Source organism: Pedobacter steynii, assembly GCF_900103665.1.
Classification (GTDB): Bacteria; Bacteroidota; Bacteroidia; order Sphingobacteriales; family Sphingobacteriaceae; genus Pedobacter; species Pedobacter steynii.
The window spans coordinates 101,455-116,979 of sequence record NZ_FNGY01000014.1 but is presented as its reverse complement, the minus strand read 5'-3'; the positions used below and the strand labels follow the sequence as shown (position 1 = coordinate 116,979).

The 15,525-nt window shown below is 41.3% G+C and carries 15 protein-coding genes; 9 read left to right on the top strand and 6 right to left on the bottom strand.

All coding sequences use genetic code 11. The features are described from left to right. Nucleotides 1–2 precede the first annotated feature (2 nt). Both BLQ87_RS29450 and BLQ87_RS29445 read left to right on the top strand, forming a co-directional pair. Nucleotides 3–440 (top strand): response regulator, encoded by a 438-nt coding sequence (locus tag BLQ87_RS29450; protein ID WP_074612488.1) that lies wholly within the window; start codon nucleotides 3–5, stop codon nucleotides 438–440. A gap of 31 nt (nucleotides 441–471) precedes the next feature. Then, nucleotides 472–1,485 carry a LacI family DNA-binding transcriptional regulator gene (locus BLQ87_RS29445; RefSeq protein ID WP_074612487.1) on the top strand — a complete coding sequence of 338 codons (1,014 nt, stop codon included), beginning with the start codon at nucleotides 472–474 and terminating at the stop codon, nucleotides 1,483–1,485. Nucleotides 1,486–1,494: 9 nt separating this feature from the next. On the opposite strand, the gene BLQ87_RS29440 is transcribed toward BLQ87_RS29445, so the two are convergent. Beyond that, nucleotides 1,495–3,228: a phospho-sugar mutase gene (locus tag BLQ87_RS29440; protein ID WP_074612486.1), complete on the bottom strand. Its 1,734-nt coding sequence runs from the start codon at nucleotides 3,226–3,228 to the stop codon at nucleotides 1,495–1,497. A 200-nt stretch (nucleotides 3,229–3,428) separates the two neighbouring features. On the opposite strand from BLQ87_RS29440, the gene BLQ87_RS29430 reads away from it, so the two are divergent. Further along, on the top strand, nucleotides 3,429–4,742 hold the full coding sequence (locus BLQ87_RS29430; RefSeq protein ID WP_074612484.1) for an aspartate kinase: 1,314 nt from the start codon (nucleotides 3,429–3,431) through the stop codon (nucleotides 4,740–4,742). Between the two features lie 10 nt (nucleotides 4,743–4,752). Here BLQ87_RS29430 and BLQ87_RS33915 read toward each other — a convergent pair whose 3' ends face one another. Next, nucleotides 4,753–4,929: a hypothetical protein gene (locus BLQ87_RS33915; RefSeq protein WP_172664994.1), complete on the bottom strand. Its 177-nt coding sequence runs from the start codon at nucleotides 4,927–4,929 to the stop codon at nucleotides 4,753–4,755. Nucleotide 4,930: 1 nt separating this feature from the next. On the opposite strand from BLQ87_RS33915, the gene lysA reads away from it, so the two are divergent. Beyond that, nucleotides 4,931–6,088 (top strand): diaminopimelate decarboxylase, encoded by a 1,158-nt coding sequence (gene lysA / locus BLQ87_RS29425; protein ID WP_074612483.1) that lies wholly within the window; start codon nucleotides 4,931–4,933, stop codon nucleotides 6,086–6,088. A 353-nt stretch (nucleotides 6,089–6,441) separates the two neighbouring features. Here lysA and BLQ87_RS29420 read toward each other — a convergent pair whose 3' ends face one another. The 3 genes from BLQ87_RS29420 to BLQ87_RS29410 all read right to left on the bottom strand — a co-directional run bounded on the left by BLQ87_RS29420 (nucleotide 6,442) and on the right by BLQ87_RS29410 (nucleotide 10,662). After that, nucleotides 6,442–6,822: an SRPBCC domain-containing protein gene (locus BLQ87_RS29420; RefSeq protein WP_074612482.1), complete on the bottom strand. Its 381-nt coding sequence runs from the start codon at nucleotides 6,820–6,822 to the stop codon at nucleotides 6,442–6,444. Further along, nucleotides 6,809–9,406: a DUF3857 domain-containing protein gene (locus BLQ87_RS29415; RefSeq protein ID WP_172664993.1), complete on the bottom strand. Its 2,598-nt coding sequence runs from the start codon at nucleotides 9,404–9,406 to the stop codon at nucleotides 6,809–6,811. The genes BLQ87_RS29420 and BLQ87_RS29415 overlap by 14 nt, the downstream gene beginning before the upstream one ends. Before the next feature lie 65 nt (nucleotides 9,407–9,471). Then, nucleotides 9,472–10,662, bottom strand: a complete 1,191-nt coding sequence (locus BLQ87_RS29410; RefSeq protein ID WP_074612480.1) for an acyl-CoA dehydrogenase family protein — start codon at nucleotides 10,660–10,662, stop codon at nucleotides 9,472–9,474. A gap of 135 nt (nucleotides 10,663–10,797) precedes the next feature. Here BLQ87_RS29410 and BLQ87_RS29405 point away from each other — a divergent pair, with 135 nt between their 5' ends. Both BLQ87_RS29405 and BLQ87_RS29400 read left to right on the top strand, forming a co-directional pair. Beyond that, nucleotides 10,798–11,184, top strand: a complete 387-nt coding sequence (locus BLQ87_RS29405) for a dihydroneopterin aldolase (protein ID WP_074612479.1) — start codon at nucleotides 10,798–10,800, stop codon at nucleotides 11,182–11,184. 91 nt (nucleotides 11,185–11,275) lie between these two features. Beyond that, a complete protein-coding gene (locus tag BLQ87_RS29400) occupies nucleotides 11,276–12,673 on the top strand; it encodes an FAD-binding oxidoreductase (RefSeq protein WP_074612478.1) in 1,398 nt (465 codons plus the stop codon). 101 nt (nucleotides 12,674–12,774) lie between these two features. Here BLQ87_RS29400 and BLQ87_RS29395 read toward each other — a convergent pair whose 3' ends face one another. Then, nucleotides 12,775–13,266, bottom strand: a complete 492-nt coding sequence (locus BLQ87_RS29395) for an acyl-CoA thioesterase (protein WP_074612477.1) — start codon at nucleotides 13,264–13,266, stop codon at nucleotides 12,775–12,777. A gap of 76 nt (nucleotides 13,267–13,342) precedes the next feature. Between BLQ87_RS29395 and BLQ87_RS29390 the strand changes: the two genes are divergently transcribed. The 3 genes from BLQ87_RS29390 (at nucleotide 13,343) to BLQ87_RS29380 (ending at nucleotide 15,510) form a co-directional block, all read left to right on the top strand. Next, on the top strand, nucleotides 13,343–13,777 hold the full coding sequence (locus BLQ87_RS29390; protein ID WP_074612476.1) for an Hsp20/alpha crystallin family protein: 435 nt from the start codon (nucleotides 13,343–13,345) through the stop codon (nucleotides 13,775–13,777). A gap of 212 nt (nucleotides 13,778–13,989) precedes the next feature. Continuing rightward, nucleotides 13,990–14,571, top strand: a complete 582-nt coding sequence (locus BLQ87_RS29385; protein ID WP_074612475.1) for a peptidoglycan recognition protein family protein — start codon at nucleotides 13,990–13,992, stop codon at nucleotides 14,569–14,571. A 165-nt stretch (nucleotides 14,572–14,736) separates the two neighbouring features. Then, nucleotides 14,737–15,510: an HAD-IIA family hydrolase gene (locus tag BLQ87_RS29380; protein ID WP_074612474.1), complete on the top strand. Its 774-nt coding sequence runs from the start codon at nucleotides 14,737–14,739 to the stop codon at nucleotides 15,508–15,510. The last annotated feature ends 15 nt before the right edge of the window (nucleotides 15,511–15,525 follow it).

The window sequence follows — 15,525 nt, the reverse complement described above, 5'->3', positions numbered from 1 at the left end:
CAATGAAAAAATTTAAGAACCTTAACTGTGTGTTGCTGGTAGATGATGACATCCCAACCAATTATATCCACCGTAAAATAGTTCAGAATACCAATATTGAGGTGGATGTAAAGTCGATTACTTCGGCAAGGGAGGCATTGGATTATTTGACATTTTCGGGGAAATATGCAAACGATGAAGATACCCAAAGACCGGGCATTATCTTCCTGGATATCAATATGCCGGGAATGAGTGGCTGGGATTTTATGGAGGAATATCGTAAAATTGATGCCGCACATAAGGCAAGAACGGTGGTAGTTATGCTCACTACTTCTTTGAATCCAGATGATGAATTAATGGCCTCTGCGAATCAGGAAATCGTTAATTACATGCATAAGCCACTCAATGAGGATGCATTTGTTAAAATTGCAGGTAAATATTTTGAGGAGATTAGCAATTAAATCTATAGATTGGCGGTAAATTAATTTACAAATGAAACCTCCATCTATTAAGGATATTGCAAAAAGAGCAGAAGTATCCATCACTACCGTTTCCTTTATCTTAAATGGTAAAGCGGAAAAGATGCGCATCAGTAAGGAGGTCATCAAGCGCGTAGAAGAGATCATTCAGGAGCTTGGCTTTAAGCCAAACCAGGTGGCACGAAGCCTGAGGACCGGAAATACAAAGACCATTGGTCTGATCGTAGAAGACATTTCAAATCCGTTTTTTTCCGCCATTGCCAGACTTATTGAAGATAAAGCGTATAAAAAAGGATATAAGATCAGTTATTCCAGTACAGAAAATGACCCGGTTAAAGCGAGAGAGCTGATCGAGATGTTTAAGTCGCGGAAAGTAGATGCTTATATCATCGCACCTGTTCCGGGAATTGAAGAAGACATCAGACAGTTGCTGGCAGAACGGATTCCGGTTGTCATATTTGACAGGAACCTGCCCGACCTGGATGTCAACTATGTCGTAGTCGACAACCTTGAAGGAGGATATTCTGCGACAGAATTCCTCATCAAAAAGGGAAGAAAGAATATTGCCTTTGTAACGGTAGACGTAGAAGTTGACCAGATCAACAACCGTTTTCTCGGTTATCAGAAGGCATTGAGAGATCATGGAATGACGGCCAATGCGCATACACTGGTAAAAATTCCTTTCGATGCTACCGAAGAAGATACGAACAACAGGCTAAAGGTTTTATTTGAGGAGAATCCTCAGATTGACGCGGTATTTTTCTCTACGAATTACCTCGCAGTGCGTGGATTGTTCTTTTTGAAAAGTATTCAGAAACCGATTAATGACGGCTTTATGATTGTGGCCTATGATGATCAGGATGTATTCCGGATTCATACGCCTCCAATCAGTGTGGTTGATCAACCCATAGAACAGATCGCCGAAAAGATCATTGATATCATTCTTCAGGAACTTTCTGCGGATCGATCATTACCCCAGTCTGAAAGAAGTAAGGTAAGTTTACCTACCAGATTTATTGAAAGATGATTTAGAGGCTTAAGCCTCTAAATCTTTCATAATCGCTTTAACTTTATCGCCCAATCTGGCGTCAGTTTCTTTAAAGCTTTCTTTGTCTTTTAATGGTGCATTCACGCTGCAATAGAACTTGATTTTAGGTTCTGTTCCCGATGGTCTTGCGGAAACAATGCTGCCATCAACCGTAATGAATTGCAATACATCCGATTTTGGAAGTGTCAGCTCAGTTTTCTCTCCGCTTAGCAAGTCGGTTTCTGTACCCAGCTCATAGTCCTTCAGCGTCATCACTTTGGCACCTCCAAGGGTCTCAGGTGGATTGTTTCTGAATTTTTCCATCATGGCTTTGATCTCTTCCGCTCCGGTTTTACCTTTTTTGGTAATGGAAACCAGCTCTTCTTTATACAGGCCGTATTCTACGTACATGTCTAACATGGCATTGTACAAGCTACTGCCTTTATCTTTATAGAAAGCCGTCATTTCAGAAATGAAAGCACAGGATACTACCGCATCCTTATCCCTTACCAGTTCACCGATCAGGTAACCATAACTTTCCTCACCACCACCAATAAAGGTTTGCTTGCCCTGAAGTTTGGTCATCAGCTGACCGATCCATTTGAATCCGGTTAAAGTATTGTAAAAGATTACTTTTTTCTTTATCGCGATTTGCTCGATCAGGTTACTGGTTACAATCGTTTTAACAATGTATTGATCGCCGGTAAGTTTTCCTTTTTCTTCCCATGCGCTCAACAGGTAATTAATCAGTAAGCTTCCGGTTTGGTTTCCATTCAACAATACGAACTGACCGTCGTTATTTTTTACAGCGATACCTACTCTGTCTGCATCCGGGTCTGTTGCCAATACCAGGTCTGCATCAATTTCTTCTGCTTTTTTTAGCGCCAGGGTCAATGCTTCTTTTTCTTCCGGATTTGGATAAACTACCGTAGGGAAGTTTCCATCTGGTTTGCTTTGTTCTTCAACAATGGTCAGGTTGGTAAAACCAAACTGCGCCAATGCCCGAGGGACAAGCGTGATTCCTGTACCATGAATAGGAGAGTAGACGATTTTAAGGTCTTTCTGGCGGGCGATGGCTTCCGGAGATACGGACAGCTCCGTGATCTTATCCAGATACAACTGATCAATTTCTTCTCCGATTAATTCCACATTGGCATCAATCCGGTCGAATTTCACTTCGTCGATGCTGCTGATTTTTGCCACTTCATCCATCACCATGGTATCGTCAGGGGAGGTGAATTGTCCGCCGTCTTCACCATAGGCTTTATAGCCATTGTATTCTTTAGGGTTATGTGAAGCAGTCAACATCACCCCACTTTTGCAGCCCAGTTCTCTTACTGCAAAGGAAAGCTCCGGTGTTGGTCTTAGCGCTTTGAAGAAATAGACATGGATTCCATTGGCAGAAAATACATCCGCAGTAATGCCGGCAAAGTAATCGGAATTGTTACGGCTGTCGTGCGCAATGGCTACTTTTACCTTTTCTCCAGGATATTTTTTCAGCAGGTAATTGCACAATCCCTGAGTTGCAGTACCAATCGTGTATTTATTGATTCTGTTGGAACCTGCACCCATGATGCCGCGTAATCCTCCTGTTCCAAATTCCAGACTTCTGTAAAAAGAGTCTGTGAGCTCAGTAAAGGCTTCTTTGTTTAAAAGCTGTTGGATTTCTTCTTTTGTTTTCGTGTCGTAATTACCATTAAGCCATTGGTTTATGGTGCTTAAGGTTGCGGCTTCTAATTGCATATGATAATGTTATAACTTTTGATTGGTTATGGGATAAACAAAATTGCCTACACCATGTTTTGCGGGAGGACAAAAAAAATGCATTATTCCAAATTTTATTTTGTGTATTTAGTGCTAAATATCGGCGATTTATTTAATTTCACGCCCAATTACAAGTATATAGCCAATTTATCAAAAAATAAAATTCTTACCTCAATTAAATGAAGATATTAAAGTTTGGAGGAACTTCCGTAGGAAGCCCTGAGCGCATGAAAAAGTTGCTGGACATTATTAATCCGGCCGAAGAGCAAATTGTGGTCCTATCAGCCGTGTCTGGTACAACCAATAGTTTAGTGGAAATTTCAGGCAAACTTTTAAAGGAGGATAAACAGGTGGCGTTAAGCTTAATTAACGCATTGCACCAAAAATATAATGAATTTGTGATTGAGCTATTGCCGGAGAACGGGTTTCTTGAACAAGGGCAGGAAGTGGTAGATTATCATTTCAACTTTTTAAGTTCATTAGTAAACGATATTTTCACGCCAATCGAAGAGAAAGTGGTATTGGCACAAGGTGAATTGCTGTCGACTACCCTTTATCATATTTACCTGAAGTCTATCGGGGTGCCTTCTGTATTGCTTCCGGCATTGGATTTCATGAAAATTGATGAAGACAACGAGCCTGATGTTCCCTACAGTACCAAACATTTACAGCCTTTGCTGGATCAGCATAAAGGAAATAAGTTATTCATCACCCAGGGATTTATCTGCAGAAACAGCTTCGGAGAAGTAGATAATCTGAGACGTGGCGGAAGTGATTATACCGCTTCATTAATCGGCGCTGCGATCTTAGCCGAAGAGGTTCAGATCTGGACAGATATTGATGGCATGCACAACAATGACCCCCGGATTGTAAAAGGAACGAAGCCGATTTCTCATCTTTCTTTTGATGAGGCCGCGGAGCTTGCTTATTTCGGGGCGAAAATTTTACACCCACAGTCGGTATTCCCGGCGCAGAAGTATAAGATTCCGGTGCGGTTACTAAATACGATGGAGCCTGAAGCAGCGGGAACATTGATCTCTACGGATAGTGAAAAAGGAAAGATCAAATCTATCGCAGCAAAAGATGGCATTACCGCCATCAAGATCCAATCCAGCAGAATGCTATTGGCTTACGGTTTCCTGAGAAGGGTATTCGAGATCTTTGAAAGGTATAAAACACCAATCGATATGATCACGACTTCAGAAGTTGCGGTTTCGTTAACGATAGATTTTACGGATAATCTGGATAAAATCGTAGAAGAGCTTCATGCTTTCGGTTCGGTGGAGATTGATAGCGATCAGAGCATTGTTTGTGTAGTTGGAGATTTCAGTGCGGATAAGCATGGTTATGCAGCCCGTGTACTGGATGCAATCAAGCACATTCCTATTCGTATGATCTCTTATGGCGGAAGTAATTACAACATCTCCCTGCTGATCAATACGAAAGATAAAACAGAAGCTTTAAAGAGTTTACATAACCGTTTGTTTGAATAAGCAAGCGGTTTTACCGCTTCCTTAACCAGACAACAATGGCAAAGATCAGGACGACCAGGAAGAAGAAGAGCCTGACTCTTCTGTTGTACTCCGCACGGTTCATCTTATTGTTCTTGTAATCGAGATAGTTGCCGAAATAGATTAAACTCAAAACAACGATAAAAAATATAATCAGATACTTGAACATTATGTTTTCCGATAAAGATATAGCACGTTTCGCAAATTTAGAAACACCATTTTATTATTATGACCTTACTTTACTGCAAAAAACGTTAAGTGATTGCGCAGCGGCCGCTAAGGTATATAATTTTCATGTGCACTATGCCATGAAAGCTAATTTCAATCCTGCTGTTTTACAAAAGATCAAGGCCGTAGGTTTTGGTGCCGACTGTGTAAGCGGGGGCGAAGTGAACAAAGCCATCGAGATTGGCTTTGATAAAAAACAGGTTGTTTTTGCGGGTGTGGGTAAGTCCGACCGCGAGATCAATGCTGCGCTGGATCATGATATTTTCTGCTTTAACGTAGAATCTGTTCAGGAGCTGGAAGTGATCAATGAGCTTGCGGAAAAGAAAGGAAAGCTGGCGAGAGTAGCGATCCGTATTAATCCAAATGTGGATGCACATACGCATCATAATATCACCACCGGATTGGATGAGAATAAATTTGGGGTCAATTCCTGGGATTTAACCGCCTGTGCGGAAACTTTAAAGAAGAGCCCTAATCTGGAATTTATAGGGGTTCACTTCCACATCGGATCACAGATCACAAACCTGGATGTCTATAAAAATTTATGTGTCCGTGTGAATGAGTTTGCCGGATGGTTTGAAGAACGTGGGTTCATCGTAAAAGTATTAAATGTTGGCGGTGGTTTAGGTATTGATTACCATAACCCGGAACAACAGGTGCCGGATTTTGCCGCTTATTTTAAAGTGTTCCAGGAGTTTCTGGAAGTAAGGTCTAACCAGGAGGTTCATTTTGAACTGGGCAGGGCTTTAGTTGGGCAATGTTCTTCATTGATCAGTAAGGTGCTTTACGTGAAAAACGGAAAGAAAAAGAACTTTATCATTCTGGATGCCGGAATGACGGAATTGATGAGACCAGCTTTATATCAGGCTTACCATAAAATTGAAAACATTTCTAAGCTTGCTTTGGCAGATTCGGTTAAATATGATGTGGTTGGGCCAATTTGCGAAAGCACAGATTGCTTTGGTAAAGAGGTGGAATTGCCGGAAACATTGCGTGGGGACCTGATTGCTTTACGCAGTACAGGTGCTTATGGAGAGGTGATGGCATCACACTATAATTTAAGAGAGAACATCGTTTCTGTATACGATACGGAAGGATAAGGGTTGGTTTGGGCAGTTTTTGCTTTAATATTACTGAATAAAATAATTCTGGTTAAAAAAGAAGGTATTACTACTCAAAGGCTGGAACCTTTGCCCTGAAGGGGGCAAAATTCCTATGCCTTTTCCTGGAATACCTTCTTTTTTTGAAATTAAGGATAAAAATCAGACACAATGAATCATCGTTAAAATAGAAATCCTGCATAGGTACGCCACTAAGAAGGCAATATACCTGTGCAGGATTTTAAAAAAAAAGAGGTATTTCTTTGAGGACGTTCGAATATTTGCTCTTCAGCAAAGATTCGGGGACGAAAAGAGATTCCTCTTTTTTTATGACTAAATTTCAACCTCTTCTTTTATTCTTCGAAAAAGTCGATCAGACCACCGAAATAGTATTCCGTTAATCCTGAAGTGAATTCTTCGTAATCCTCGTCCGGGATATTCGTTTGTACGAATTCCAGTGAAGTTCCTTTTTTATCTTCATGCAGTTTAATGGTGACGATAGAAGGTTCATTTTCTTCTCCGAAATACCATTGCTGAACAATCTTTTTGCCGTATTCCAATTCCAGGTTTTTACCCACGATATCGCCGTCCCAAAAAGAGAATTCTGTGTTTACTTCTTCTGTAAATTCCGCTTCTGCACCTGTCCACAGCTGGATGCTTTGCGCTTTTGTCATCGCCCAATACACCTCTTCAGGAGGCGCAGGGAGGGAATAGTATTTTTTAAATGTTTTCATTGTCAATGTTTTCTTTTTGAGGGGCAAAATGCTGCTCATTATACTGTTTAATCATCGCTGTTCTCCACTCTATTTCAGGGTAAGTAAAAACAAAAGTTTCTTTTACACGTTCGGATCTTTTTAAGTATGAGATCCATAAAATGCAAAAGATGGTATCCGAAACCCTGAGTGTTGAGTTGTTCCATATGACCTCTTGTTCGCTTACCTTTGCTGAAATGATATAGATTACGGCATTGAGGATTAAAAAGCAAATATATCCAAATAAGAAGGGAATATAGAGTTTAGGGAAGTTTTTACGTCTCTTAAAGAATAAAATAGCGCCTAAAACCGAGTAACAAAGGAGTAAAGAAAAGAGAACGACATGGATAATGATCAAAAACTTAATGCTGTATTCCGATAAAGCACCCTGCTCACTGAAGTTTTTCCAGGTATTGGCAGACCATACGCCCATCAGCATCGTTTTTCCCATTAATGCCAACGGGAAACAAAGAACCTGAAGGCCAAGAAAGATCAACCATCCCCGGATTGGCCTTGCTTCAGTCAGTTCCTCCAGCTCAAAAGGAGATCTGATCTGATAGATCTTAAGGCAAAAGACCAGGGAAACGATCAGGGCCAGGATGCAGAGGTAAATGAGGTAGGGGTTGATGTCGTCAGTGGCAGCGGCAGGAGTTCCCCAACTAATATAATAAGTTAGGTTATCCAGGATTTTAGCCCTGTCTTTCACATAAGCCTTTGTTTTTGAGCCATCAATGAAAGATTTCATGTTCCGGAAAACATAGTTTAGTGTGAGCGTCTTTTCGTGTTGAAATCCGGATGTTTCAAAATAATAGTCGTCGGTCTCCAATTTAAAAGGCTCCACTTGCAGGTTCCATGTTTCAGGGGTATGCACAATAATCGTCTGTTCTATATTTACGGGGTTTTTCAGGGAAAGAGGCGTGTTTCGGTTCTTCGCCATAATGTCGCGCATTTCTTCTCTGATCAGGTCAGCATAAAATTGTACGTAAGATTGATTTTTTGCGGAATCTACTTCCCATATATTGCTGATTTCGTAGCGCTCAGTTACCTCCAGGATATTGCTTTCCTCCTGATCGGTGACCTTTAATTCAGCTGTTGTTTCGATATCGGCATATATTTTACCATAATATTCCAGGTAAGATTTCTCCAGGGCTTCGGTACCTGATTCCGCGATTTCGGCCCTCATATTGTCCGCGTAATTGTCGGTATAGGTGGTTTTGATCAGCAGGCTGGCTTTCTTCCCGGCAAGGGTGTCGGGAACGTTAAATTCTAAGACAGAAGAGAGCTTCCCGGTTGGGATACTGATCACTTTTTCGAGCGCGTTAACTCCTGGTTTGATGACCAGCGCTTCTCCATAATCCGGAAAATAAATGCTGTCAAATGTTCCTCTTTGATAGGAGATGGTGGGATCAATCCAGGTTTTGTTGTTGTTATAATTTACGACCACCACCACATGGTTAAAGGCAAAGGGACTCGGTAAGTTCTCTCCGGTTTTAACGGTAGCGTAGGTGTTTACATAAGCCATATCCGCCTTGACATTCATTGGTGCCAGCAAATGGACCAGCAACAGGGACTTGTCTTTACAATCTCCATAGCGCTGTCTGAGTACTTTATTAGGGGAGTTGGGCTTATGAGAGTATTGACCGATTTCAATGCCCATATAGCGGATTTCATCCTGTACAAATCTGGTCGCCAGTTCAATGTATTTCTTGGTATTGTTGCCGGATCTGGCCTTTAATTCCTGTACTTTTTTATCGAGTAAGGCGGATTTCAGATTCGGGTAATCGTTCACTTTTAATCCCCAGTTCACCACTTCATTCCAATTTTGGTAGTCTGAGAGCTGGGTTCGCCTCAGCGGATTGTACCATGAAGGTTCGAAATCCGTGACTCTATGGGTTTTGGTAAGATTGCCTTCCCATTCGTACATATTGAGTCCATCTTTCTCTTTAAGTTTAGGATCGGTATTGAAATTGAAATTTTTAATATTGAATACCCTCTTTTTGTTGAAAATAAGGTTTGAATACAGGTATCCAACGCTGCTTGGGCCTTCAAAATAAAAGGTAGAAGCATACTTTTGACCGAAAATGGGATTGTTGCCTTTAATCGTGTAAGCGTACTCTATGCGATCCCCTTTTCTGATGTCGTCCAACAATAAGAAAGCCTCATAAGTTCCGCTATAGATAAATTTAGAAAGGTCCTTTTCTATTTGAAGAACTTTAAATTTATGGGATTGAAGCAGATCTTTGGATTGATTATTCCTCCATAGCAGGATTTTGTGGAAAATCAATTTTTGAAATCCGGGCTCGTAGGTTACCGAGATTTGTGATCCGTTCTGGACCCCGGCTTCCGACACAATTTCCCGGATCAGGTGACTGTATTCTTCCTGTAGTTCTACATGATTCTGGTTTTCGTACAGGGAAAGGAAGTAGCCATCGGAAATATCTTTGGCCGGAGGGGTAGCTCCTTTGCTGTTTGTTTTAACAATCCATGAAGGGTCTTTACGGTCTATCGAGAAATTTTTACCTTGTCCGTATGCGGTGTTGATGGCTATAAAACATAAAAATGCCACTAGTGGCATTTTTATGTTTTTGTAAAATGAAATGGAGCGCATTTATTCGAAATCAATAGTAAGTTTTATTTGAACGCGTTTATTCCGGTCACATCCATTCCGGTAATCAATAAGTGGATGTCATGCGTTCCCTCGTAAGTCACCACAGATTCTAAGTTCATCATATGTCTCATAATTGAATACTCTCCGGTGATTCCCATTCCACCTAACATTTGTCGGGCATTACGGGCGATATCCAATGCAATTTCTACACTGTTTCTTTTGGCCATAGAGATTTGTTCTGCAGTGGCTCTGTTTTCACTTTTCAATACACCTAAGCGCCATACCAGCAATTGTGCTTTTGTAATTTCAGTCACCATTTCGGCTAATTTCTTTTGCTGTAACTGGAATCCGCCGATAGGTTTACCGAATTGTACACGTTCTTTGGAATAACGCAATGCCGTATCATAACAGTCCATTGCAGCACCCAATGCACCCCATGCAATGCCGTAGCGTGCCTGGTTTAAGCAACCCAATGGTCCTTTTAATCCACTGATTTCCGGGAAAAGGTTTTCTTTGGGAACTTTCACATTGTCAAATACCAGTTCGCCGGTAGCGGAAGCCCTTAAGCTCCATTTGTTATGTGTTTCCGGAGTGCTGAAGCCTTCCATTCCTCTTTCTACAACTAATCCTCTGATTTTGCCGGATTCATCTTTTGCCCATACCACAGCGATATCTGCGAAAGGGGCGTTAGAGATCCACATCTTTGCGCCATTCAACAGGTAATGGTCGCCTTTGTCTTTTATATTGGTTACCATTCCACCAGGGTTAGATCCATGATCCGGTTCGGTGAGTCCGAAACAGCCCATAAGTTCACCTGTAGCTAATTTTGGAAGGTATTTTTTGCGTTGTTCTTCTGTACCATAAGCAAAGATCGGATACATGACCAATGATCCCTGAACGGAAGCGGTAGACCTGATTCCGGAATCACCACGTTCGATTTCCTGCATCAGGATTCCGTAGGCAATGTAATCGAGTCCGGCACCGCCATATTCTACAGGGATGGTTGGTCCAAAAGCGCCAATTTCTCCCAGCCCTTTAATCAGGTGTTTAGGGAATTCTGCTTTCTGTGCATAGTCTTCAATGATCGGGCTAACTTCTTTCTTCACCCAGTCTCTTGCCGCAGAGCGGATCAGCTTGTGTTCTTCCGTAAGTAATTCGTCGAGTAAATAATAATCAGGAGCTTCGTAAAGGTCTTTTTTGGCAGATTTATTCATTGTTTACACTATATTTGGTTAAGTGATCAGCTGTTGCTTTTGTTTGAACCGGGATTTTTTCAAAGCCCTTTGCTTCAAAGGTAATAATTTCGGGGAATGGCTGGTAAAAACCGTCCAAAAAATTAATTTTGCCAAATGAGTTCAGCAAATAGCTATATACAGACCGTTGCATTAAGAGATGTAAAGTGTTTCGCCCTTCATGGCTGGTACCCGGAAGAGCATTTAACCGGGATCTACTTTTTGGTAGATGTGGTGGCCACCTTTGTCCATACCGGAGATACCGAAAACCTGAACCATACGGTGAATTATGAAGTGATCAATATCATCATTCTGGAGGAAATGCAAAACACCCAGAAGATGCTGGAAACGGTAGTGAAGCGGATTCTGGACCGTGTGATTGCCCATTATCCTTTCGTGTTGACTGCCCAGGCAGGGATTCGCAAAATGAACCCGCCAATGCCAGGCGAAGTTGGGCATTCTTTCGTTCAGCTGAGCTATACCGCTCCTGAAAAGAAAGCTTAAATCAACACTGTTGTTAAAATGAATACTTTGCTTATCAATAAATGCCGTGCTTAAATTACCCTCCTTTAAAGATTAAAAAACCAAATATATAATGGAATACACTAAAATAACTTCAGAATTGCTGGAGCTGATCAAAACAGCTGTTGGTGCGGAAAGTGTTTTTACAGATCAGGATGCTTTAGATACTTATTGTCATGATGAAACTGAAGATTTGAAATATTACCCTGAAGTAGTGGTTAAACCTAAAGATACTGCTTCAGTGGCTGCTTTATTAAAATTGTGTAACGCACACCATGTTCCTGTAACGCCCCGTGGTGGTGGCACAGGTTTGAGCGGGGGTGCACTGCCGGTCTTCGGTGGTGTATTGCTGTCTATGGAGAAATTTAAAAAGATTATTGACATCGATACGGAGAACCTGCAGGCAGTAGTGGAGCCCGGCGTGATCACGCAGGAGTTTATGGATGCTGTTGCAGAAAAAGGATTGCTTTATCCTATTGATCCTTCGAGTAAAGGTTCCTGCTTTATTGGTGGGAATGTAGCGCATGGTTCCGGCGGGCCAAGGGTGGTGAAGTATGGAACGATCAGGGAGTATATCCTGAATCTGGAAGTGGTCCTGCCTACGGGGGAGGTGATCTGGACCGGTGCAAATACCTTGAAATACGCCTCGGGCTATAACCTGACGCAGTTGATGATCGGTTCTGAAGGTACATTAGGGGTAGTCACGAAGATTGTGGCTAAACTGATTCCAAAAGTTCAGCACAGTGTGCTCATGATGGCTTCTTTCTCTGAAAATGAGCAGGCTTGCGGCGCGGTATCGGCGATCTTCCGGGCAGGGGTGATTCCTTCTGCACTGGAATTTATGGAACGGAGAGGAGTGGAATGGGTAATAGAATATGACGATATCAAATTTGACCTGAAAGATGGGGTGAATGCTTTTCTCTTGATCGAATTTGATGGTGATGATATGGACGCTATTTTTAAGGACTGTGAGCGGGTGAATGTAGTCCTGGAAGAGTTTGGTTGTACAGATGTACTTTTTGCGGATACCGCGATGCAAAAGGACGAACTATGGAAGATCAGGCGTACGATGCCAGAGTCGGTGAAATCAAATTCTATTTATAAAGAAGAAGATACTGTAGTGCCAAGGGCTGCTTTGCCGAAATTGATTAAGGGAATTAAAGAGATTGGCGGCAGATATGGTTTTGAAAGTGTGTGCTATGGACATGCTGGTGATGGAAATCTTCATGTAAACATCATCAAAGCAGGGATGAGTGATGAAGATTGGAAAAGCAAACTTAAAGACGGCATTGTGGAAGTGTTTGAGCTGACCAGTGCATTGGGCGGAACGATTTCCGGAGAGCATGGAATTGGCCTGGTACAAAAGGACTTTATGCCTATTAAATACAGTGAAATTCACCTGAACCTGATGCGCAGCATTAAAAAGGTATTTGATCCTGCAGGGATTCTGAATCCGGGGAAGATTTTTTAACTGAGATCAGATACGGAATAAAACGGAGGCCGGTAAAAGAAAACTTTTACCGGTTTCTCCATTTTTCGGCCCCTGAGCCGCTTTGTCTATGGTCTTCAAATCTATTTATTTTCCAATTGCTCAAATGAGATCATTCTTGCCCTTTCGTTTTCCGGAATAGGGGAGGCGCCTTTTGTCTGATAATCGAAGGCGACGCAAATGGTTTTCCCTTTGCTGCAAACCACTTCTTTTCCATGTTCATGTTTTACCAGCAGATATTCCAGATCAAAACTGCTGTTTCCTATTCTTGACGTTCTCACATACATGCTGATTTTATCGTCGATCAATACCGGAACAAGGTAATCCAGGCTGGCCTGAGCAATCACTACCCCGGTCTTTTTCCAATCCCACTTAATGGCCACATTCCAGTACTTTGATCTGGCAACTTCAAGGTACGTAAAGTACACGGCATTGTTCACATGGCCAAACATATCAAAATCAGCAAAGCGGGTTTCAATCTCGGTTTTATACTTAAAACTGTCTAAATGGTTGATGATGTCTGCCTTTTTGTCTTGTTTTTTTGATTTTTTGCGCCAAAATGTCTTGAAATTCATAGAAAATGGGGTTGGTATGAGTGTTGATTAGCTGTTTAGTATAAAATTAAAACTTAAATAAAAGGAGAAATAAGCAATGACACTAGTAAAATTTAACAACAGAACCAGAAACACTGCACCTTACTTTAACAACGTATTTGACTCTTTGTTTAGTGAGGCATTAAATAAAAATTTAACTGTAAACAAAGTTCCGGGTGTAAACATTCTGGAAACTGAAGCAGATTATAAAATTGAATTGGCTGCACCTGGTTTGACAAAAGAAGATTTTCAGATCAACTTAAAGAAAGATACTTTGTCGGTATGGGCAGAGAAAAAAGTAAGCGAAACTGAGGAGAAAAAAGATTATACCCGTAAAGAATTTGATTATTTCTCTTTCGCAAGATCATTCGTGTTGCCGGAAAGTGTAGATGCAGAAAAAATCGCTGCTGAATATACCAACGGAATTTTAAACATCACGATTGGTAAAAAAGATGAATCTAAATCTGCTACTAAAGAGATTAAGGTTTCTTAATAAAAGGTTTTCATTGGAATCTAATTGTTTTTCAATGGTGATGAAGCGATCATGATCTTGGTATTCAATCGTTGTGTGATTTGTAAGATCATGATGGTTTCATAATTGGTTTGGTTTAAGGTTGTAAGGGCATATCGGGAGATATGTCCTTATTTTTTTTGACATCAGAACAGAATGTTAAGATTTTTGTTATCCTATAAATCCCTATTTTAATGAAAGCAATCGGAAAATTTATCTTGCTATCGCCGGAAGAATTTGATTCCTGGCTGAAGATGCAAAAGACACCAGCAAGAGACATCAGGCTGGTTCAATTACACCACACTTATATTCCTGCTTATCGTCATTTTAATGGCGATAACCATTTTGCGCTCTGTGAGGCGATGGAACGCGCACATCTGGAACGTGGTTTTGCAGAAATAGCGCAGAACTTCAGCACTTTTCCTGATGGGAGGATTATGGTGTGCAGAAGTATGAACAAGATACCAGCCGGTATCAAAGGGGCAAATGTAAACGGCATATGTATTGAGAACGTTGGAAACTTCGACAAAGGGAAAGACCAGATGACTGCAGCTCATCGCGCTGTGATTTTATCAGTGACCAGGGCTTTACTTAGTCATTTTAAGCTGATTCCAACCGACCAAAGCGTTGTTTATCACCATTGGTATGACCTCAACATAGGAAAAAGAATCAAAGTGGAAGGGACCGGGCTGACTAAAAGTTGTCCGGGGACGAATTTTTTTGGCGGGAATACGGTCGCTGATTTTAATAAAAACCTGTTGCCCTTGTTAAAATAAAAACAAGGGTTTTTAGAAAGAACAGACCTTATTATTAAGGCAGCAATATCAATTCGCAAAGTGTTCAGTCTTGTTTTTAATTCATTAAGTAATATGTGCATCTTTATTGTAAATTAAGCGGCACAAATAGACTAGATCTTTACTACGAAATTACGAACAAAAAATATGAAACACGGACTTCTAATTGACATGGATGGTGTCATTTACAGCGGCGAAACTTTAATCGAGGGTGCTGATAAGTTTATTGCCAATCTGCTTAAAAACGATATCCCCTTTACCTTTATGACAAACAATAGCCAGCGTACCCGGCTTGATGTGGTCCGTAAGCTAAAACTTTTGGGCATTGAAGTGACTGAAAAGCACGTTTACACCAGTGCAATGGCAACTGGTAAATTCCTGGGCGACCAGGGTGAAAACGGAACTGCCTATGTATTGGGGGAGGGTGGACTGATTACCAGTTTACATGAAAATGGCATTAACCTCGTGAATACTGATCCGGAGTTTGTGGTATTGGGTGAGGGCAGGAATTTTACTTTGGAAATGGTGCAACGTGCTGTAGATATGATTCTGGCGGGCGCTAAATTCATCACGACCAATCAGGATCCATCTCCTAAAAAACCGGGATGGAACAACCTGGGCATCGCGGCAACTACCGCAATGATAGAAGAGGCAACGGGCAGGAAAGCCTTTGTAATCGGAAAGCCCAGCCCGGTAATGATGCGTTCAGCCAGAAAGTATTTAGGACTGGAAACCGCAGAAACCACTGTAATTGGGGATACGATGGAAACAGATATACAGGGTGGAGTGCAAATGGGTTACAAGACGATATTGGTTTTATCCGGAATCGCGAAAAAAGAAAGTTTAAGTGATTATGCTTTTAAGCCGGATTTGATTGTCGGCTCTGTAGACCAGCTTGAATTCCCTTTGAAATGGTGGTAATGGTACCATTCATTA

Bases quoted from the DNA above. Each gene is read 5' to 3' on its own strand.
- BLQ87_RS29450 (WP_074612488.1), top strand. From the start codon at position 3: ATGAAAAAATTTAAGAACCTTAACTGTGTGTTGCTGGTAGATGATGAC.
- BLQ87_RS29445 (WP_074612487.1), top strand. From the start codon at position 472: ATGAAACCTCCATCTATTAAGGATATTGCAAAAAGAGCAGAAGTATCC.
- BLQ87_RS29440 (WP_074612486.1), bottom strand. From the start codon at position 3,228: ATGCAATTAGAAGCCGCAACCTTAAGCACCATAAACCAATGGCTTAAT.
- BLQ87_RS29430 (WP_074612484.1), top strand. From the start codon at position 3,429: ATGAAGATATTAAAGTTTGGAGGAACTTCCGTAGGAAGCCCTGAGCGC.
- BLQ87_RS33915 (WP_172664994.1), bottom strand. From the start codon at position 4,929: ATGTTCAAGTATCTGATTATATTTTTTATCGTTGTTTTGAGTTTAATC.
- lysA (WP_074612483.1), top strand. From the start codon at position 4,931: ATGTTTTCCGATAAAGATATAGCACGTTTCGCAAATTTAGAAACACCA.
- BLQ87_RS29420 (WP_074612482.1), bottom strand. From the start codon at position 6,822: ATGAAAACATTTAAAAAATACTATTCCCTCCCTGCGCCTCCTGAAGAG.
- BLQ87_RS29410 (WP_074612480.1), bottom strand. From the start codon at position 10,662: ATGAATAAATCTGCCAAAAAAGACCTTTACGAAGCTCCTGATTATTAT.
- BLQ87_RS29405 (WP_074612479.1), top strand. From the start codon at position 10,798: ATGAGTTCAGCAAATAGCTATATACAGACCGTTGCATTAAGAGATGTA.
- BLQ87_RS29400 (WP_074612478.1), top strand. From the start codon at position 11,276: ATGGAATACACTAAAATAACTTCAGAATTGCTGGAGCTGATCAAAACA.
- BLQ87_RS29395 (WP_074612477.1), bottom strand. From the start codon at position 13,266: ATGAATTTCAAGACATTTTGGCGCAAAAAATCAAAAAAACAAGACAAA.
- BLQ87_RS29390 (WP_074612476.1), top strand. From the start codon at position 13,343: ATGACACTAGTAAAATTTAACAACAGAACCAGAAACACTGCACCTTAC.
- BLQ87_RS29385 (WP_074612475.1), top strand. From the start codon at position 13,990: ATGAAAGCAATCGGAAAATTTATCTTGCTATCGCCGGAAGAATTTGAT.
- BLQ87_RS29380 (WP_074612474.1), top strand. From the start codon at position 14,737: ATGAAACACGGACTTCTAATTGACATGGATGGTGTCATTTACAGCGGC.